The 17,905-nt window shown below is 61.1% G+C and carries 20 protein-coding genes and 1 tRNA gene; 18 read left to right on the top strand and 3 right to left on the bottom strand.

What is annotated here, in order from left to right:
* Positions 1–33 precede the first annotated feature (33 nt).
* Positions 34–1,044 carry an amidohydrolase family protein gene (locus tag AC1DUB_RS09295; protein ID WP_477729368.1) on the top strand — a complete coding sequence of 337 codons (1,011 nt, stop codon included), beginning with the start codon at positions 34–36 and terminating at the stop codon, positions 1,042–1,044.
* 131 nt (positions 1,045–1,175) lie between these two features.
* On the top strand, positions 1,176–1,838 hold the full coding sequence (locus AC1DUB_RS09300) for a glutathione S-transferase family protein (RefSeq protein ID WP_477729323.1): 663 nt from the start codon (positions 1,176–1,178) through the stop codon (positions 1,836–1,838).
* Between the two features lie 108 nt (positions 1,839–1,946).
* On the opposite strand, the gene AC1DUB_RS09305 is transcribed toward AC1DUB_RS09300, so the two are convergent.
* Together AC1DUB_RS09305 and hemB are read right to left on the bottom strand one after the other, a co-directional pair.
* Positions 1,947–3,062, bottom strand: a complete 1,116-nt coding sequence (locus AC1DUB_RS09305; RefSeq protein ID WP_477729324.1) for a magnesium transporter CorA family protein — start codon at positions 3,060–3,062, stop codon at positions 1,947–1,949.
* 133 nt (positions 3,063–3,195) lie between these two features.
* Positions 3,196–4,212, bottom strand: coding sequence for a porphobilinogen synthase (gene hemB / locus AC1DUB_RS09310; protein WP_477729325.1), 1,017 nt, complete (start codon positions 4,210–4,212; stop codon positions 3,196–3,198).
* Between the two features lie 457 nt (positions 4,213–4,669).
* Between hemB and AC1DUB_RS09315 the strand changes: the two genes are divergently transcribed.
* The 16 genes from AC1DUB_RS09315 (at position 4,670) to rplL (ending at position 17,502) form a co-directional block, all read left to right on the top strand.
* On the top strand, positions 4,670–5,098 hold the full coding sequence (locus tag AC1DUB_RS09315; protein ID WP_477721711.1) for a CopD family protein: 429 nt from the start codon (positions 4,670–4,672) through the stop codon (positions 5,096–5,098).
* An 81-nt stretch (positions 5,099–5,179) separates the two neighbouring features.
* The gene (locus AC1DUB_RS09320) at positions 5,180–6,361 is read left to right on the top strand and encodes a VanZ family protein (protein ID WP_477729326.1); all 1,182 of its coding nucleotides are present in this window, start codon (positions 5,180–5,182) and stop codon (positions 6,359–6,361) included.
* Between the two features lie 9 nt (positions 6,362–6,370).
* Entirely contained in the window at positions 6,371–6,745 is a 375-nt protein-coding gene (locus AC1DUB_RS09325; protein WP_477721713.1) for a (2Fe-2S) ferredoxin domain-containing protein, read from the top strand.
* Positions 6,746–6,844: 99 nt separating this feature from the next.
* The gene (locus AC1DUB_RS09330) at positions 6,845–7,504 is read left to right on the top strand and encodes an alpha/beta hydrolase (protein WP_477729327.1); all 660 of its coding nucleotides are present in this window, start codon (positions 6,845–6,847) and stop codon (positions 7,502–7,504) included.
* 83 nt (positions 7,505–7,587) lie between these two features.
* Positions 7,588–8,796 (top strand): D-alanyl-D-alanine carboxypeptidase family protein, encoded by a 1,209-nt coding sequence (locus AC1DUB_RS09335; RefSeq protein WP_477729328.1) that lies wholly within the window; start codon positions 7,588–7,590, stop codon positions 8,794–8,796.
* Between the two features lie 310 nt (positions 8,797–9,106).
* Positions 9,107–9,484: a 30S ribosomal protein S12 gene (gene rpsL, locus AC1DUB_RS09340; protein ID WP_092130055.1), complete on the top strand. Its 378-nt coding sequence runs from the start codon at positions 9,107–9,109 to the stop codon at positions 9,482–9,484.
* Positions 9,485–9,712: 228 nt separating this feature from the next.
* Entirely contained in the window at positions 9,713–10,186 is a 474-nt protein-coding gene (gene rpsG / locus AC1DUB_RS09345) for a 30S ribosomal protein S7 (RefSeq protein ID WP_011481226.1), read from the top strand.
* A 200-nt stretch (positions 10,187–10,386) separates the two neighbouring features.
* A complete protein-coding gene (fusA, locus tag AC1DUB_RS09350) occupies positions 10,387–12,489 on the top strand; it encodes an elongation factor G (protein WP_477720166.1) in 2,103 nt (700 codons plus the stop codon).
* 145 nt (positions 12,490–12,634) lie between these two features.
* A complete protein-coding gene (tuf, locus tag AC1DUB_RS09355) occupies positions 12,635–13,825 on the top strand; it encodes an elongation factor Tu (RefSeq protein ID WP_436155802.1) in 1,191 nt (396 codons plus the stop codon).
* A gap of 18 nt (positions 13,826–13,843) precedes the next feature.
* Positions 13,844–13,919: transfer RNA gene (locus AC1DUB_RS09360), tRNA-Trp, on the top strand.
* 137 nt (positions 13,920–14,056) lie between these two features.
* Positions 14,057–14,440, top strand: coding sequence for a preprotein translocase subunit SecE (gene secE / locus AC1DUB_RS09365; RefSeq protein ID WP_011485324.1), 384 nt, complete (start codon positions 14,057–14,059; stop codon positions 14,438–14,440).
* Positions 14,441–14,448: 8 nt separating this feature from the next.
* Positions 14,449–15,036 carry a transcription termination/antitermination protein NusG gene (nusG, locus tag AC1DUB_RS09370; protein WP_086003130.1) on the top strand — a complete coding sequence of 196 codons (588 nt, stop codon included), beginning with the start codon at positions 14,449–14,451 and terminating at the stop codon, positions 15,034–15,036.
* 143 nt (positions 15,037–15,179) lie between these two features.
* Positions 15,180–15,614: a 50S ribosomal protein L11 gene (rplK, locus tag AC1DUB_RS09375; RefSeq protein WP_011485322.1), complete on the top strand. Its 435-nt coding sequence runs from the start codon at positions 15,180–15,182 to the stop codon at positions 15,612–15,614.
* A complete protein-coding gene (rplA, locus tag AC1DUB_RS09380; RefSeq protein WP_011485321.1) occupies positions 15,611–16,306 on the top strand; it encodes a 50S ribosomal protein L1 in 696 nt (231 codons plus the stop codon). Before rplK ends, rplA begins: the two co-directional genes overlap by 4 nt.
* Positions 16,307–16,564: 258 nt before the next feature.
* The gene (rplJ, locus tag AC1DUB_RS09385; RefSeq protein WP_477719233.1) at positions 16,565–17,095 is read left to right on the top strand and encodes a 50S ribosomal protein L10; all 531 of its coding nucleotides are present in this window, start codon (positions 16,565–16,567) and stop codon (positions 17,093–17,095) included.
* 29 nt (positions 17,096–17,124) lie between these two features.
* On the top strand, positions 17,125–17,502 hold the full coding sequence (gene rplL / locus AC1DUB_RS09390; RefSeq protein ID WP_011485319.1) for a 50S ribosomal protein L7/L12: 378 nt from the start codon (positions 17,125–17,127) through the stop codon (positions 17,500–17,502).
* Between the two features lie 171 nt (positions 17,503–17,673).
* On the opposite strand, the gene AC1DUB_RS09395 is transcribed toward rplL, so the two are convergent.
* Positions 17,674–17,898 (bottom strand): hypothetical protein, encoded by a 225-nt coding sequence (locus tag AC1DUB_RS09395; RefSeq protein WP_477729329.1) that lies wholly within the window; start codon positions 17,896–17,898, stop codon positions 17,674–17,676.
* Positions 17,899–17,905: the final 7 nt, after the last annotated feature.

Raw genomic sequence — 17,905 nt, forward strand, 5'->3', positions numbered from 1 at the left:
GGCCCCATGCCGACGACGGCGGGTTTCAGGCCGATGTGGCTTGCAGCCCATGTGAGACGGGTGTGTGCAGCGATTGCCTTGATAGCGCTCGGTGCCCCCGGCCAGGCCGCTGACTATGCCGGCCCGCTGTTTGATGCCCACCTGCATTACAACGAGGAAGCCTGGAACTGCCGGGAACGCAGCGCCGGGCCGCCCCAAGCAAGTTCAGCACCGTTTTCTCATGAAAGGGGCAGCGCAACGCCGAAGGCACGCGAAGCGACAAGCGTGGGGGCTTCGTGTAGCGGTCCGCACGGCCCGGCCGATGTGCTGGCCCGCATGAAGCGCAACGGCGTGAAGGCCATCGTGGCCAACTCCCGGCCCAATGACGGCACCCGGGCGCTGGCCTCGCTGGAGCAGACCCGGCAGGCCGGTGTCACGGTCGTGCCCTTCATCCGCCTTTACCGCAACCGCGCCGACTACGACAACTGGTTCCGCGATGAATCGATTTACGAGATGGTGCAGGCGGAATTTGCCCGCGGTGTTTCGGGCGACCAGGCCGGACCTTACAAGGGCATTGGCGAATTCCATTTGTATGACAGCGCCAACGCAAAGGAGACCAACGGGCCGGTGGCCAGAAAGCTCATGCAGTTTGCTGCGAAACATCAGCTGGCGGTTCTTGCGCATGTGGACGACACGGCGATTGACCTGCTGATGGCCCACGCACCCGAAGCCCGGCTGATCTGGGCGCATACCGGCATTGGCGGCCCGCCCGTGGCGCGGGTGGATGAACTGCTGGCCAAATACCCGCAGCTCATGGGTGAGCTGTCATACCGCCCGGGTCTGGTTTGTGAGGACGGGAAACTGTGCGCCGAGTGGCGCGCGCTGCTGCTCAAATATCCCGGCCACTTCATGATCGGATCGGACACCTGGGTCAACCAGCGCTGGCTGTATTACGACGACCTGATGAAAGGGTACAGAGTCTGGCTGGGCGACCTGCCCGCCGACGTGGCGCGCAAGATTGCCTGGGGCAATGCGGCCGGGATTTTTGGCATCGCAGCAAAGTAAAACCACCCCTGGACCTCCCCGTACCCTCCAGCAGGGGCCGCGGAACCGGCTTAGCCGGGCCGCAGGCGCAGCGCCCCCCTGGGGGGCAGCGCAGTACACGAAGTGACAAGCGTGGGGGCACAATACCCCAGATGATCCAGCTTTATTACTCCCCCAGTTCCGCCGCCATGGCGCCGCATATCCTACTTGAAGAGCTGGGCGTGCCGTTCGAGAAAATCCTGGTCGACACCTCCACGGGTGCGCACCGCAGCGAGACCTATCGCCGGATCAATCCCAATGGCCTGGTGCCGGCGCTGGCCGATGGCGACCTGGTGCTCTACGAATCCGCCGCGATCTGCCTGCACCTGTGCGACACCCATCCGCAGGCCGGCCTGGCGCCGGCGCTGGGAAGCGCCGAGCGCGCACACTTTTACAAATGGCTGATGTGGCTCACCAACACCCTGCAGGCCACGCTGATCATTTATTTTTATACCGAGCGCTGGATGGATGAAGGCAACAGCGCCGGCGTTGCGGAGCTGAAGGCGCATGCCGAGGCCAAGGTTGGCCTGATGCTGGACCAGCTGGATGCCGAGCTGGCGCGGCTTGAAGCAAGCCATGCCAAGCCCTGGCTGCTCGGGGCGGATTTCTCGGCGGTGGACATCTACGCGATGATGCTGTGCCGCTGGACGCGCAACTTCGCCTCGTCGCCGGCCCGCAACCGTACCCATCTGGGGCCGTATCTGCAACGTGTACTGGCGCGCCCTGCCGTGATCCGGGCGTTTGCCGCCGAAGGCCTGGCCCAGCCCTGGGTTTAGCCAGTTGTCTGGCCATTCAGCGTCTGCGCTGCGGGGTCGTTTTGCTGCGCCTGATCGATCTGGGCAATCAGCTTTTCGGGGTCCGTGGTTTCCTTCGGGAGGCGTGTGCTAGTGGCTGGTCCTGGCCAGGTAACGTTTGCGCCAGAACACGGCCGCCACCACCGCCACAATGAGCACCATGACGGCAAGGGTCCACCAAAACCCTGACGATGAATGGATGATGGGCAGGAACTCGAAGTTCATGCCGAAAAATCCGGTGATCAGGTTCAGCGGCAGGAAGATGGCCGTCAGCGCCGTCAGGGTCCGCATGATGTCGTTGGTGCGGTGGCTTTGCGCATTGAAATGCATTTGCACGGCGGTCTCCGCGCTTTGCTCCATACGGCGGACATGGTGCACGACGCGCTCGATGTGTTCGAGCACATCGCGGGAGCGCACCTTGAGCAGCTCGCGTTCGCGCTGCGCGGCGGGCGTGGTGCCCTCGGGCCAGGTTTCAACCGAATCGATCCAGTCCTGGGTCGCCGCCCGCTGGTCTTCACAAATCTCGTCGAGCTGGTGCATCGCCAGGCGCGCCTCCATCAGCGCGCTCCAGTTGTTGAACCTGGTGTGGGGGTTGAGCAGTTCGTTTTGCCAATGGTCAAGCTGCCGTGTCAGCTCGCGCCGCAAGGCGAGGTAGCCGTCCACGATGTGGTTGACGATGCGCAGCATCAGGTCTGCCGGGCTGGCCGGCAACCTGACACCGGCATCGCGTGATTCGGATGAGGTGGCATTGAGCAATTTCTGGGCGTAGGCCTCGCGCACCGCGCAGTCAGCGGGATGCACGGTCAGCAGCACACGGTCAAACACTGCAAAGCCGACCGGGCTGGTGTCGATGCGCTGCAGGATAGGCGGGCCGCCGCGCTTGCGGCTCTGGTGCAGCGGCTGCCCGGGTTGCGCCAGATCGGTTTCCGTCTGGCCGGTAGCCAGCCGGCGAAACACCAGAACGTCGTATTGCGAGGTGTAGTCGTAATGCGAAGGCAGCTGGTTGTTCAGCAGGTCGCTGACATGCAGGTCCACCAGCTGCGTGCCGCACAGGGTCTGCAGGCAGGCCTGGATTTGCGCTTGCAGCACCTCGAACTCGCGCCGCGCACAGGCGATCCAGACAAAGCCCTGCGCGGGCAGCTGGGCGGGCAGGGCATCGGTTTCGACAATGCCCTGGGTGCCGGAGGAAATATTGAAAACACGCATGGACGCTGAAACCCCTGCAGTTGAGTATCAAATTGGCCTGTAGCCCTTGCCGGCTGGCTGTACCAGGCTACTTTTTGATCGTAACCCCGGGCGGCGCGGCAAGGCGGAAAGGCAGAAAGGCAGAACGGCGCTCTCAGGCCTGCCGCAACTGCCTGGCGGCGTCTATTGCGAAGTAGGTCAGCACGCCGTCGGCGCCTGCCCGCTTGAAGGCCAGCAGGCTTTCCATCATCACCGCGTCGTGGTCCAGCCAGCCGTTCTGGGCGGCGGCCTTGAGCATGGCGTACTCGCCGCTGACCTGGTAGGCGAAGGTGGGTACCTGAAATTCGTCCTTCACGCGCCGCACGATGTCCAGATAGGGCATGCCGGGCTTGACCATCACCATGTCGGCGCCTTCGGCAATGTCCATGGCCACCTCGCGCAGCGCCTCGTCGCTGTTGCCCGGGTCCATCTGGTAGACCTTTTTGTCGGCCTTGCCCAGGTTGCCGGCGGAGCCGACCGCGTCGCGAAAGGGGCCGTAAAAGGCACTGGCGTATTTGGCGCTGTAGGCCATGATGCGGGTATGGATGAGTTTTCTGGCTTCCAGCGCCTGGCGGATCGCGCCGATCCGGCCATCCATCATGTCGCTGGGCGCCACGATGTCCACACCGGCTTCGGCCTGGGTCAGCGCCTGCCCGACCAGGACCTCGATGGTTTCATCATTCAGGATGTAGCCGGTCGGGTCGGGCAGGCCATCCTGCCCGTGGCTGGTGAAGGGGTCGAGCGCCACGTCGGTCATCACGCCCAGTTCGGGAAACCGCTTCTTCAGCTCGCGCACCACTCGCGGCACCAGCCCCTCGGGGTTCAAGGCTTCCCGCCCGTCGGGGGTCTTCAAGGAGCCGTCGATCACCGGAAACAGCGCCATGACCGGTATGCCCAGTTTGACGCACTCTTCGGCCACCGGCAGCAGCAAATCCAGGCTGAGCCGCTCCACGCCCGGCATCGAGGCGATGGGTTCGCGGCGCTGGCTGCCGTCGGTGACGAAGACCGGATAAATCAGGTCGTGCGCGCTGAGGACGTTTTCGCGGACCAGGTTGCGGGTGAAGCTGTCGCGGCGCAGGCGCCGGGGCCGGCCGATGGGGAAGGGGGCGAAGTTGGAAGCGTGCAGGGTCATGGCCAAATTGTGCCAAAGCTTCGTCCCGGCCACGAATTATTTGCCCCGCAGGCTTTGGCGGTCCGCTTTGTTTCGGCCTGAAATTGCAGGATTCTGTCCAAACGCCCATTGCCAAGGCCTGTCCGGGGTGGTTAGAATCCACGCGTGTGGTTACCAGTTTGGAAGCTGCATCCCGCTTTTCCTCCCTGAGCGGGGCCTTTGCGTGTGACAGCAAAAAGGCTTACCAGCCCGGTTGGCCTTGTGCCAGCCGGGCATTTTTTTGCCCGCTCGGGGCGAACCCCCCATCACGCAAAGGGAAAAGCGAAAGCGGTCTCAACTGCTGGGCGGGTTTTTAAACCAGTAGGGGCTGCGGGACTGGCTTCGCCAGACCGCAGGCGCAGCGGCCCCCTCGGGGGGCAGCGCATTACGCGAAGTGAAAAGCGTGGGGGCTACAAACGTGGGGGCTACACTCCCCCGGATGCTCTGGGTCAAATCACTTCACATCGTTTTTGTTGCCAGCTGGTTTGCGGGGCTTTTTTACCTGCCGCGCATTTTTGTAAACTTGGCTATGGTGCCGCCGGCAAGCGTGGCGGAGCGCGAGCGGCTGATCCTGATGGCGCGCAAGCTGATGCGTTTCACCACCATCCTGGCGGTTCCGGCCCTGGGCTTCGGCCTGTGGCTGTACCTCGGCTACGGCATTGGACGCGGCCCGGGCAGCGGCTGGATGCACGCCAAGCTGGCTGTGGTGGTGCTGGTGATCGGCTACCACCACGCCTGCGGCCGCCTGCTGGCCAAGTTCGTGGCCAATCGCAATACACGCAGCCACCAATGGTTTCGCTGGTTCAACGAAGTCCCCGTGCTGCTGCTGCTGGCCGCAGTGATCCTGGTCGTCGTCAAGCCTTTTTAGAAACAGTTCATCCCAACCAGCACCATCGTGACACAACCGGACACACCAGCAGACGCGGGCAGGCCGGCTTTGCCGGATGCCATGCGTCGCCCCCTGCAAGGGGGGGCGGCACTACACGAAGCGCAGCGAAGTGAGAACGTCGGGGGTGCGCCCAGAACCACCGCCTGGCCGCTGGCACTGGTAGCCATCTGCCTGATTGTTTACGCAAGCCTTTATCCGTTTGCCGACTGGCGCGACCAGGGCATCTCGCCGCTGCGGTTTCTGACGGCGCCGTTGCCGCGCTACTGGACCGGTTTCGATGTCGGTGCCAACCTGCTGGGCTATGCGCCGCTGGGGTTGCTGCTGACGCTGTCGGTGTTGTCGACGTTCGGCAGCCGGCGCGCCGGGTGGTCGGTCTGCGCGGCGGTTCTGATGGCGGCGCTGCTGTCGCTGACCATGGAAACGCTGCAAAGCTACCTGCCATCGCGCATCGCTTCCAACGTGGATCTGGCCCTCAATACGCTGGGTGCCTTGCTGGGCGCCTGCTGCGCATGGGTGCTGGAGAAAACCGGCCTGGTGGATCGCTGGAGCCGCTTCAGGGGGCGCTGGTTTGCCCAGGATGCAAGTGGCGCGCTGGTGCTGCTGCTGTTGTGGCCGCCCGCGTTGCTGTTTCCGGCGGCGGTGCCCCTGGGGCTGGGCCAGGTTTTCGAGCGGCTGGAGTCTGCGCTCGCCGAAGCCCTGATGGACTCCCCCTTCCTGGAGTGGATGCCGGTGCGGGATGTGGAGCTGCAGCCGCTGGTCCCGCTTGCCGAACTGGTGTGCGTGGCGCTCGGCGCGCTGATTCCCTGCCTGCTGGGCTACAGCGTCATCCGTACGCTGTGGCAGCGCCTGGCCTTCGCGGCGGCGATGCTGGCGACCGGCGTGGCCGCCTCGGCGTTGTCGGCGGCCCTCAGCTATGGGCCCGAGCATGCCTGGGCCTGGCTGGATGTGCCGGTGCAGGCGGGTGTGGCGCTCGCAACCGTGCTGGCCGTGATGCTGCTGGCCGTGCCGCGCCGTGGCGCTGCAGCCGTTGCCCTGCTGGCGCTGGCGATCCAGCTGGGGCTGCTGAACCAGGCGCCTGCCGATCCCTATTTCGCCCAGACCCTGCAAACCTGGGAGCAGGGCCGCTTTATCCGTTTTCACGGCCTGGTTCAGTGGCTGGGCTGGCTGTGGCCCTATGCGGTCATGCTGTATGTGCTGGTGCGGCTTTCCAGCCCCGAACACCCGCCGCCGGGTGAAAAGTAAAATCGGTCCATGACCCCATCCATTTCCCCAGACGTCGCCCCGGCGGCCGCCAAGGCCGACTCCTATTACGAGCGGCATATTTTCTTTTGCCTGAACCAGCGCGCCCCTGGCGAAGACTGCTGCGCCAATCACCGCGCGCAGGAAGGTTTTGACCGTTGCAAGTCACAGGTGAAGGCGGCCGGACTGGCGGGGCCGGGCAAAGTGCGCGTCAACAAGGCCGGCTGCCTGGACCGCTGTGCCGGCGGCCCGGTGGCGGTGGTTTATCCCGAAGCGGTCTGGTACAGCTATGTGGATGCCGACGATATCGATGAGATCGTCGAGTCCCACCTCAAGAATGGCAAGGTGGTGGAGCGCCTGCTGACGCCCGCGCATCTGGGTCGTTGAGGTGAGGCTGGGCGAGCCGGTGCGGCGCTTCGGGCCCGGTACAGGACGGACAGGTCGATCCTCTTTTTGTGGCGTCTCAACTGAACAGAAAGTTTTCCCGTGAATTCCCACACCCGCAAATCAAGCATCCAGGGTCCGGCCGGCGCCCTGGAAATTGCGCTGGACGCACCCGCCGGCATTTCCCGGGGCATGGCCATCATTGCCCATCCGCACCCGCTGTTCGGCGGCACGATGGACAACAAGGTGGTGCAGACCCTGGCGCGAGCCTTTCTTCACTGCGGCTGGACGGCCGTGCGCTTCAACTTCCGGGGCGTGGGCGGCAGCGCCGGCAGCCATGACGAGGGCCGGGGCGAGCTCGACGACCTGCTGGCCGTCGTGGAACATGTGTCGCCCATGGCGAATGGCGACGCCGGCGGGGGTGGGAGCGCGCTGGCACTGGCCGGGTTTTCCTTTGGCGCTTTTGTCACCACGCATGCCTTTGCCCGCCTCAACCCGGTTCGCGCTATTGAAAAACTCGTGCTGGTCGGCACCAGCGTCAGCCGGGCGCCGGCCGCGCCGATTGACGCGGCCGCGCACCTGAAGACGCTGGTGGTCCATGGCGAGCAGGACGACACCGTGCTGCTGCCCGCCGTGCTGGATTGGGCGCGCCCACAGGCACTTCCTGTTACGGTTGTGCCCGGAGGCGGCCATTTCTTTCATGGACAATTGCCGCTGCTGAAAAATCTGGTGATCCGCCACCTGGCTTCGCCCGCGCTCTGAGCTTTTCGGATCCTTTGCGGTTTCTCGCTTCCCTTTCTCCCATTCCTCCCCCTTTTTTCCTTCCCCTTAACGAGTTTCCCGACATGTACTGTTCACTCAAGGCTCCAGGCGGCCTGCGCGGCGCCGCCGCCACCCTGCTCCTGGTTGCCTCCTTTTTCCTTCCCGCCGCGCGCGCTCAAGCCCCCCAAGTGCCCGAGATCGCCGCGCGTTCGTATTTGCTGCTGGATATGACGGCGAACCAGATCCTGGCGGCCAAAGACATTGATTCCCCGATCGAGCCGGCCTCGCTGACCAAGCTCATGACCGAGTACCTGGTGTTTGACGCGCTCAAATCCAAAAAAATCGACCTCAAGCAAACCTTCGGCGTGAGCGAGCGGGCCTGGAAGATGCCGGGCTCCCGCATGTTCATCGACCCCAAAATGCAGGTGCCGGTGGAAGACCTGATCAAGGGCATGGTGGTGCAGTCGGGCAACGATGCCACGATGGCGCTCGCCGAAGGCGTGGGCGGAACGGCTGAGCACTTTGTGCGGCTCATGAACGAGCAGGCCAAGGCCCTGGGCATGAAATCCACGGCCTATAAAAACCCGGAAGGCCTGACCGAGCCGGGGCACACCACCACGGCACGCGACCTGAGTATCCTGGCGACCCGACTGATGCGTGATTTCCCCGACTACATCGGCTATTCAGCGATCAAGAAGTACCGCTATCCCGGCACGCCTGCGGCCAATGACACCAACCGCAACACCCTGCTGTTCCGGGATCCCACCGTGGACGGCCTGAAAACCGGCCACACCGAGGCAGCGGGTTACTGCATGATCGCCACGGCCAGGCGCGACTTCCCGAATCTGGGCGCCGGCGGCGCCCCCGGTGGCCGTCGCCTGCTGGCCATCGTGCTGGGCACGTCCAGCGACAGCGCCCGCGCCAACGAGTCGCAAAAACTGCTGAACTGGGGCTACACCGCCTTTGAGGCGGTCAAGCTCTTCGACGCGGGGCAGGCAGTGGTCGCGCCTTCGGTCTGGAAAGGCAAGAGTTCTACCGTGAAGCTGGGCCGACCCGAAGCCATTGTGGTCGCCGTGGCGGCTGGCAGCGCTCCCAAGGTGAAAACCCAGGTCGCCAGGCCCGATCCTTTGGTGGCGCCTTTTGTGAAGAGCCAGCAGCTGGGAGTCCTCAAGGTCATGCTGGGTGAGAACCCCACGCCGGTGGCCGAGGTGCCGCTGGTGGCGCTGGAGGCCGTGGAAGAGGCGGGCATTCTCGGGCGCGCCTGGGACTCCATCCGCCTCTGGATCAAGTAAGCCGTCGCATCTGATGCGCCAGGTCTTCGGAAAACCTAGAGTGAAGAATTCAATGTTGGCGCATACTTTTTTGAAAGTGTGCGCTAACACTATTGCTTAAGGTCGTTCGCCTTACGGTCTGAAATCCGCCGTCGGGAGCGGTGATCTCATGGCAGGCGGACGCCATCATTGCGGCGCTGGCCGCGTTTTGCTTGAGCGTTTTCACTATCCGGTTTATACTAGAAGGCTTTTCCGCTTTTGCAGCGGGAAATATTTGTGGCCGCGCATCAACCGCGGTAATTAGTTTTCAGACGTTTAGGGACGTTTTTCAATGCCAACCATCAATCAGTTAGTCCGTCAGGGGCGCGAGGTCGAAAAGATCAAGTCCAAGAGCCCTGCGATGGAGAATTCTCCGCAGCGCCGCGGTGTGTGCACCCGTGTGTACACCACGACGCCTAAAAAGCCAAACTCCGCTCTGCGTAAGGTCGCCAAGGTGCGCCTGACCAACGGGTTTGAAATCATTTCCTACATCGGCGGCGAAGGCCACAACCTGCAGGAACACAGCGTGGTGCTGGTTCGCGGCGGTCGTGTCAAGGACTTGCCTGGTGTGCGTTACCACATCGTTCGTGGCTCGCTCGACCTGCAAGGCGTGAAAGACCGCAAGCAGTCGCGTTCCAAGTACGGTGCGAAGAAGCCAAAGGCCAAATAAGCCAAACCGGCTCGGGTTTTTCTCTTTACTGAGAGCTCGCGCCAGAAGAAGTTGTCACAGAAGTCTGTGATAGTTCCTTCGAAACAGGTGTTTCACTCGCCCTGGCAGGTGTTTGAAACGAAGTGACCCAAGTGCAAATTGGTTGCGCCGGTCGAGTAAGTGAGGGTTTGATAACTCTCGCGGTGTTGCCTTAAGAGGCGGCGCCAACTGAAGCAAAGAGGTGAAAAAATGCCACGTCGTCGCGAAGTCCCTAAACGTGAAATTCTTCCTGATCCAAAATTTGGCGATGTTGATCTCGCCAAATTCATGAACGTGATCATGCAGGGCGGCAAGAAGGCCGTCGCAGAGCGCATCATTTATGGCGCGCTCGACTTTATCGAGAAAAAGAACCCCGGCAAAGATCCGCTGGAGGCTTTCCATATGGCCATCGGCAACATCAAGCCCATGGTTGAGGTGAAATCCCGCCGTGTCGGCGGCGCCAACTACCAGGTGCCGGTTGAAGTGCGTCCCGTCCGCCGTATGGCCCTGGCCATGCGCTGGCTGAAGGAAGCCGCCAAGAAGCGCGGCGAGAAGTCCATGTCCCTGCGTCTGGCCAATGAGCTGATGGAGGCGACCGAAGGCCGTGGCGGCGCCATGAAGAAGCGTGACGAAGTTCACCGCATGGCAGAAGCTAACAAGGCGTTCAGCCACTTCCGCTTCTAAGTTCCGATTGCAGTGTTTGCTGCATTGATTTGACGGGTTGCCGGGCGGTCTCAAGGTGGTCATCACCTTGATTCTTGGCGGTTCAACCCCAATTTCTGCCAGCTGGGCGTACGACGCCACAGCCGGCAGATGCTTCAAAAACAATGAGAGCTGTTTTTGGCAACGAGTCTTTGTTCGTCAACCCGAACTGAAAGTAATTTATGTCCCGCGCTACCCCCATTCAAAACTACCGCAACATCGGCATTTCCGCGCACATTGATGCCGGCAAGACCACGACCACCGAGCGGATTCTCTTTTACACCGGTGTGAACCACAAGATTGGTGAAGTGCACGACGGCGCCGCCACCATGGACTGGATGGAGCAGGAGCAGGAGCGTGGCATCACGATCACTTCCGCTGCCACCACCTGCTTCTGGAAGGGCATGGACACGTCCCTGCCTGAGCACCGCATCAACATCATCGACACCCCTGGCCACGTGGACTTCACCATCGAGGTGGAGCGTTCCATGCGCGTGCTCGACGGCGCCTGCATGGTGTACTGCGCAGTGGGCGGCGTTCAGCCCCAGTCTGAAACCGTCTGGCGCCAGGCCAACAAATACAAGGTTCCCCGCCTCGCGTTCGTCAACAAGATGGACCGCACCGGCGCGAACTTCTTCAAGGTCGTCGAGCAGATGAAACTGCGCCTGAAGGCCAGCCCTGTGCCCATGGTGATCCCCATTGGTGCTGAAGAAAACTTCACCGGCGTGGTCGACCTGCTGAAAATGAAGGCCATCATCTGGGACGAAGCCTCGCAAGGCATGAAGTTCACCTACAGCGAAATCCCCGCCGAGCTGGTCGAGCTGGCCAAGGAATGGCGCGAGAAGATGGTTGAGGCTGCTGCCGAGTCGTCCGAAGAACTGATGAACAAATACCTTGAAGAAGGTGATTTGAGCGAAGCTGAAATCAAGCTGGGCATCCGCACCCGTACCATTGCCAGCGAAATCCAGCCGATGTACTGCGGCTCCGCGTTCAAGAACAAAGGCGTGCAGCGCATGCTGGACGCCGTGATTGAATTCATGCCGTCGCCGATCGACATTCCTCCCGTCAAGGGCATGGACGAAGATGAAGCGCCCGTCACCCGCAAGGCTGACGACGAAGAGAAATTCTCTGCGCTTGCATTCAAGCTGATGACTGACCCGTTTGTGGGCCAGCTCACTTTCGTGCGCGTTTACTCCGGCGTCCTGAAAAAGGGCGACAGCGTTTATAACCCGATCAAGGGCAAGAAAGAGCGTATCGGCCGTATCGTGCAGATGCACGCGAACAACCGTGAAGAAGTCAGCGAAATCCGCGCCGGCGACATCGCCGCCTGCGTGGGCCTTAAAGACGTGACTACGGGTGAAACCCTGTGCGATCCCGATGCCATCGTCATGCTCGAGCGCATGGTGTTCCCTGAGCCCGTGATTACGCAGGCCGTGGAACCCAAGACCAAGGCCGACCAGGAAAAAATGGGCATCGCCCTGCAACGCCTGGCCCAGGAAGATCCGTCTTTCCGCGTCAAGACCGACGAAGAGTCCGGTCAGACCCTGATTGCCGGTATGGGCGAGCTGCACCTGGAAATCATCGTGGACCGCATGAAGCGCGAATTCGGCGTGGAAGCCAACGTGGGTAAGCCGCAAGTGGCTTACCGCGAAACCATCCGCAAGACCGTGGAAGACGCGGAAGGCAAGTTCGTGCGCCAGTCCGGCGGTAAGGGCCAGTACGGCCACGTTGTGCTCAAGATCGAACCCAATGAAGCCGGCAAGGGCATCGAATTCATCGACGCCATCAAGGGTGGTGTGGTTCCTCGCGAATACATCCCTGCGGTGGAAAAGGGCATTAACGAAGCCGTCACGTCCGGCGTGCTGGCCGGTTACCCGGTGGTCGACGTCAAGGTCACGCTGCACTTCGGTTCGTACCACGATGTGGACTCGAACGAACTGGCCTTCAAGATGGCCGCCATCTTCGGTTTCAAGGAAGGCTGCCGCAAGGCCGGCCCGGTGATTCTGGAGCCCATGATGGCCGTGGAAGTGGAAACGCCTGAAGACTACGCCGGCAACGTGATGGGCGATCTGTCTTCACGCCGCGGCATGGTGCAGGGCATGGAAGACATGGTTGGTGGCGGCAAGGCCATCAAGGCCGAAGTGCCCCTGTCCGAAATGTTCGGTTATTCGACGACGCTGCGTTCGATGTCGCAGGGCCGTGCAACGTACTCCATGGAGTTCAAGCACTACTCTGAAGCACCGCGCAACGTGTCGGAAGCCATCATGGCTGCGCGCGCCAAGTAAGCAAAACCGGTGCCGGCCTCCTGGGGGCCGGCGCCACATTTTCCTGTCTGCGATTGTGTGCCACTTTGTACCCGTGCGAAGTGAATCAGCAACACAGTGCAGACGTTAAACCGTACACGGGCATGTTCTTTATCTGGAGAGAAAAATGGCAAAAGGCAAATTTGAGCGGACCAAGCCGCACGTCAACGTCGGCACGATTGGCCACGTGGACCATGGCAAGACGACCCTGACGGCGGCGATCACGACTGTGCTGGCATCCAAGTTCGGCGGCGAAGCCAAAGGTTACGACCAGATTGACGCGGCCCCCGAAGAAAAGGCCCGCGGCATCACCATCAACACCGCCCACGTCGAGTACGAGACGGCGAACCGCCACTACGCCCACGTCGACTGCCCCGGCCACGCCGACTACGTCAAAAACATGATCACCGGCGCGGCCCAGATGGACGGCGCCATTTTGGTGTGCTCCGCCGCTGACGGCCCCATGCCCCAGACCCGCGAGCACATCCTGCTGGCCCGCCAGGTCGGCGTGCCTTACATCATCGTGTTCCTGAACAAGTGCGACATGGTCGACGACGCCGAACTGCTCGAACTCGTCGAGATGGAAGTGCGCGAACTGCTCGACAAGTACGACTTCCCCGGCGACAAGACCCCCATCATCCACGGCTCCGCCAAGCTCGCCATGGAAGGCGACAAGGGTCCCCTGGGTGAAGARGCCATCATGAAGCTGGCCGAAGCCCTGGACACCTACATCCCCCTGCCCGAGCGYGCAGTGGACGGCGCCTTCCTGATGCCCGTGGAAGACGTGTTCTCCATCTCCGGCCGCGGCACCGTCGTGACCGGCCGTGTCGAGCGCGGTGTGATCAAGGTCGGCGAAGAGATCGAGATCGTCGGTATTGCCGAYACGCAAAARACCACCTGCACCGGCGTCGAGATGTTCCGCAAGCTGCTCGACCAGGGYCAGGCCGGCGACAACGTCGGTATTTTGCTGCGCGGCACCAAGCGCGAAGACGTGCAGCGCGGCCAGGTGCTGTGCAAGCCCGGCTCGATCAAGCCACACACGCACTTCACCGGCGAGATCTACGTGCTGAGCAAGGACGARGGCGGCCGCCACACGCCCTTCTTCAACAACTACCGCCCCCAGTTCTACTTCCGCACGACGGATGTGACCGGTGCGATCGAGTTGCCAGAAGGCAAGGAAATGGTCATGCCCGGCGACAACGTGTCGATCACCGTCAAGCTGATCAACCCGATCGCCATGGAAGAAGGTCTGCGCTTTGCCATCCGCGAAGGCGGCAAGACCGTCGGCGCCGGCGTCGTGGCCAAGATCATTGCCTGAGTTTTGAAGGTTTGATGGAGGGGTATAGCTCAATTGGCAGAGCGTCGGTCTCCAAAACCGAAGGTTGTAGGTTCGATTCCTACTGCCCCTGCCACCCGGCTGATGCGTAGAGATGTGAAGCCGCAGGTGGTTTGAAAAGATAGCAAACAAGGCCCGCCAGGAGTCAAAAACTCCCGGTGGGCTTAAGCGTCTGCAAAGATGCATGAAGATTGAACAGGAAATCCGGCAACCATGGCCTCTTCTCAAGTTGAAACCGTTAGCACCACCGCCGACAAAGCCAAGCTGGGCTTGGCCGTCGCCCTGGTGCTGGCGTCGCTGGCGGGTTTTTACCTGTTGAGCAAGCAGGGTCAGGTCGCCCAGTGGGGTGCTCTGGTCGCAGGTCTGGTTGCGGCGGTAGTGGTGTTTCTGACCTCGGAGCCCGGCAAGCAGTTTGTGGCCTTTGGGCGTGATTCCTGGCGCGAAGTCAAAAAAGTCGTCTGGCCGGCCCGCAAGGAGGCCATTCAGATGACGGCCTACGTGTTCGGCTTCGTGGTGGTGATGGCGTTGTTTTTGTGGTTGACTGACAAAACGCTCGAATGGGTGTTTTACGACCTGATCCTGGGATGGAAAAGATGATGAGCGATATGAACGGCACGGTAGTCAGCGAAGTGGCGGCGGGTACGTCCCTCACGCCGACCCCCGGCATGCAGTGGTATGTCGTGCATGCCTATTCCGGTATGGAAAAGGCGGTCGAGCGCAACATTCTGGAGCGTATCAATCGCGCCGGCATGCAGGCCAAGTTCGGCCGTTTCCTGGTGCCCACTGAAGAAGTGGTCGAGATCAAGAACGGCCAGAAGAAAACCACAGAGCGCCGCTTCTTTCCGGGCTATGTGCTGGTCGAAATGGTCATGGATGACGAGACCTGGCACCTGGTGAAGCACACCAACAAGGTCACCGGTTTTGTCGGCGGCGCCAAGAACCGTCCGGCCCCGATTTCCGAGGAAGACGTCCAGAAGATCGTCAGCCAGATGCAGGTCGGCACCGAGAAGCCGCGCCACAAGGTTGAATTTGAAACGGGCGAATATGTCCGCGTCAAGGATGGCCCGTTCACCGACTTCAATGGCACGGTGGAAGAGGTCAACTACGACAAGAACAAGGTGCGTGTGTCGGTCACGATTTTCGGTCGTGCCACACCGGTTGAGCTGGAATTCAGCCAGATCGAAAAGACGTAACTTTCGGTCGGCGTCTAGAAATCCTGCGCTTTGCAACTCGGCGCGGAGGGTTCTTCGGAACCTTGATTGAGTTGTGTAACCCCCGGGGAGCCTGGGCCTGTTTTTAACAGTGTCCGGGCGTTATGACCCGCAAGGAGAAAAGTATGGCGAAAAAAATCGTCGGCTTCGTCAAGCTGCAAGTACCAGCTGGCAAGGCCAATCCGTCCCCCCCGATTGGCCCGGCACTGGGTCAGCGCGGCTTGAACATCATGGAATTCTGCAAGGCATTCAATGCCCAGACCCAGGGTGTTGAGCCGGGCCTGCCATTGCCCGTGGTGATCACCGCGTATGCAGACAAGAGCTTCACCTTCATCATCAAGACGCCTCCGGCTGTCACGCTGATCAAGAAAGCCATCAAGCTCGACAAGGGCTCTGCCACGCCGCACACCGCGAAAGTTGGCAAGATCACCCGCGCCCAGCTGGAAGAAATTGCCAAGACCAAGATGAAAGACATGACGGCTGCCGATCTCGACGCTGCCGTCCGTACTATTGCCGGTTCCGCCCGTTCCATGGGTGTGACGGTGGAGGGTGTTGTATGAGCAAGCTGACCAAACGCCAGAAAACCATCGGCGACAAGATTGACAGCAACAAGCTGTACGCCCTGTCCGACGCCATCGGTCTCGTGAAAGAGTTCGCCGTCGCCAAGTTCGATGAATCCATCGACGTGGCGGTGCAGCTCGGCATTGATGCCAAGAAATCCGACCAGGTCGTTCGCGGCGCTGTCGTGCTGCCCAATGGCACCGGCAAAACCAAGCGCGTTGCCGTGTTCGCCCAGGGCGCCAAGGCTGAAGAAGCCAAGGCCGCCGGTGCCGACATCGTCGGCATGGACGACCTTGCTGCCGAAATCAAGGCCGGCAAGATGGATTTCGACGTGGTGATTGCCTCCCCCGACGCGATGCGCATCGTGGGTACGCTGGGCCAGATCCTGGGCCCGCGCGGCCTGATGCCCAACCCCAAGGTTGGCACCGTGACGCCGGATGTGGCGACCGCCGTGAAAAACGCGAAAGCCGGCCAGGTCCAGTTTCGTGTCGACAAGGCCGGTATCGTGCACGGCACCATTGGCCGCCGTTCGTTTGATACCGCCAAGCTGCAAGGCAACCTGGCTGCATTGATCGATGCGCTGCAGAAGGCCAAGCCTGCTTCGAGCAAAGGCGTGTATTTGAAGAAAGTCGCGGTTTCGTCAACGATGGGTGTGGGCGTTCGCGTCGACACGCAAACCATCGCAGCGTAATCGCAAAAATTTGAGCAGCCCGCAAGGGCGGTTCAATGTGGTGGGCTGCCGGCGTCTTCGGGCTCCGGCAGGTCATCCAAGACCGTTGGTGTGTCAGCTGTAAGGCCGGCACTTAATCGAAAGACAGCCAACGCAGATGGCGGTCCCGCTGCAGATGGTTTGAAAAGAATCTGAAACAGTTGGTCGCTGAATATGAGCGTGCTGAACGGCCGACAGCGCAAGCTGGAAACCCGGAAGCACATTTTTAAGGAGTAGACCTTGAGTCTCAACCGCAGTGAGAAACAAGCCGTCATTGATGAAGTGACTGGCCTCGCCGCTAAAGCTCAAACGCTCGTGATGGCGGAATACCGTGGCATCACGGTCGCTGACATGACCAAGCTGCGCAGCCAAGCCCGCGACAAAGGCGTGAACCTGAGTGTTCTGAAGAACACCCTGGCTCGCCGTGCCGTGGCAGGTAGCGCATTTGAAGTCGTGTCCGACCAGATGACCGGACCGCTGATCTACGGCTTTTCCACAGATGCTGTGGCTGCTGCGAAAGTAGTGGCTGACTTCGCGAAAACCAACGACAAGCTGGTGATTCGCGGTGGTGCATTTGCTGGCAAATCCCTGGACGTGAACGGCGTGAAGCAACTGGCCAACATTCCTTCCAAGGAAGTGTTGCTGGCCCAGTTGTGTGGCTTGCTGATGTCGCCCATCTCGCGTACGGCCGTTGTGCTGGGCGCGCTGGCGGCGAAAAAGGGTGGCGGCGAAGCCGAAACCCCAGCGCCAGCAGAAGCTGTAGCAGCGTAATTTGTACCCAACTTTTTTAGGAAATCAAAATGGCATTCGATAAAGACGCATTTTTGACCGCGCTGGATAGCATGACGGTCCTCGAACTCAACGACCTGGTGAAAGCCATCGAAGAGAAATTTGGTGTGAGCGCTGCCGCCATGGCCGCTCCCGCTGCTGCTGGTGGTGGCGGTGCCGCTGCTGCTGCTGAAGAGAAGACCGAGTTCAACGTCGTGCTGCTCGAAGCTGGCGCCAACAAGGTGTCCGTGATTAAAGCGGTTCGCGAAATCACCGGTCTGGGCCTGAAAGAAGCCAAGGACCTGGTGGACGGCGCTCCGAAGAACGTCAAGGAAGCCGCACCCAAGGCCGACGCAGACGCCGCCAAGAAGAAGCTCGAAGACGCTGGCGCGAAAGTCGAACTCAAGTAATTGCTTGTGTTTGCAAAGGCTGGAAGACCTCATTGGGCTTCCAGCCTTTCGTGTTTCCAGGAGTACGCCGCAAGGCCAGCAAAAAAGCTGTTTTTGCGGTGCTCCCGGTGCACTGAAACAGGTTAAAGCCCTTTTCGGTGTGACCGTAGAGGCACTGGAAAAGAGATTGACTCAGTCTTTTTTCCAGTGTTCTTCGAACCCTGACAGGCCTGCAGCCTGTCCAGTGTTTTGTAGAAACACTGGAAAAATGATTGAGATCAGTCCTTTTTCCAGTGTTTTCTGAATCCCGACTGCAGAAAACGCCTTGGTCCGGGTGACGTGCAATGCGTCACCGTCCGCCATGGTTGGTAGTGGCCAACCACCAAGCCTGCCTGAATACGTGGTGTATTCGGGCACGAGAGTC

It is taken from the genome of Polaromonas sp. P4_F9, assembly GCF_056401235.1.

Coding starts and splice junctions, on each gene's coding strand:
- AC1DUB_RS09295 (WP_477729368.1), top strand. CDS start 34: ATGTGGCTTGCAGCCCATGTGAGACGGGTGTGTGCAGCGATTGCCTTG.
- AC1DUB_RS09300 (WP_477729323.1), top strand. CDS start 1,176: ATGATCCAGCTTTATTACTCCCCCAGTTCCGCCGCCATGGCGCCGCAT.
- AC1DUB_RS09305 (WP_477729324.1), bottom strand. CDS start 3,062: ATGCGTGTTTTCAATATTTCCTCCGGCACCCAGGGCATTGTCGAAACC.
- hemB (WP_477729325.1), bottom strand. CDS start 4,212: ATGACCCTGCACGCTTCCAACTTCGCCCCCTTCCCCATCGGCCGGCCC.
- AC1DUB_RS09315 (WP_477721711.1), top strand. CDS start 4,670: ATGCTCTGGGTCAAATCACTTCACATCGTTTTTGTTGCCAGCTGGTTT.
- AC1DUB_RS09320 (WP_477729326.1), top strand. CDS start 5,180: ATGCGTCGCCCCCTGCAAGGGGGGGCGGCACTACACGAAGCGCAGCGA.
- AC1DUB_RS09325 (WP_477721713.1), top strand. CDS start 6,371: ATGACCCCATCCATTTCCCCAGACGTCGCCCCGGCGGCCGCCAAGGCC.
- AC1DUB_RS09335 (WP_477729328.1), top strand. CDS start 7,588: ATGTACTGTTCACTCAAGGCTCCAGGCGGCCTGCGCGGCGCCGCCGCC.
- rpsL (WP_092130055.1), top strand. CDS start 9,107: ATGCCAACCATCAATCAGTTAGTCCGTCAGGGGCGCGAGGTCGAAAAG.
- rpsG (WP_011481226.1), top strand. CDS start 9,713: ATGCCACGTCGTCGCGAAGTCCCTAAACGTGAAATTCTTCCTGATCCA.
- fusA (WP_477720166.1), top strand. CDS start 10,387: ATGTCCCGCGCTACCCCCATTCAAAACTACCGCAACATCGGCATTTCC.
- secE (WP_011485324.1), top strand. CDS start 14,057: ATGGCCTCTTCTCAAGTTGAAACCGTTAGCACCACCGCCGACAAAGCC.
- nusG (WP_086003130.1), top strand. CDS start 14,449: ATGAACGGCACGGTAGTCAGCGAAGTGGCGGCGGGTACGTCCCTCACG.
- rplK (WP_011485322.1), top strand. CDS start 15,180: ATGGCGAAAAAAATCGTCGGCTTCGTCAAGCTGCAAGTACCAGCTGGC.
- rplA (WP_011485321.1), top strand. CDS start 15,611: ATGAGCAAGCTGACCAAACGCCAGAAAACCATCGGCGACAAGATTGAC.
- rplL (WP_011485319.1), top strand. CDS start 17,125: ATGGCATTCGATAAAGACGCATTTTTGACCGCGCTGGATAGCATGACG.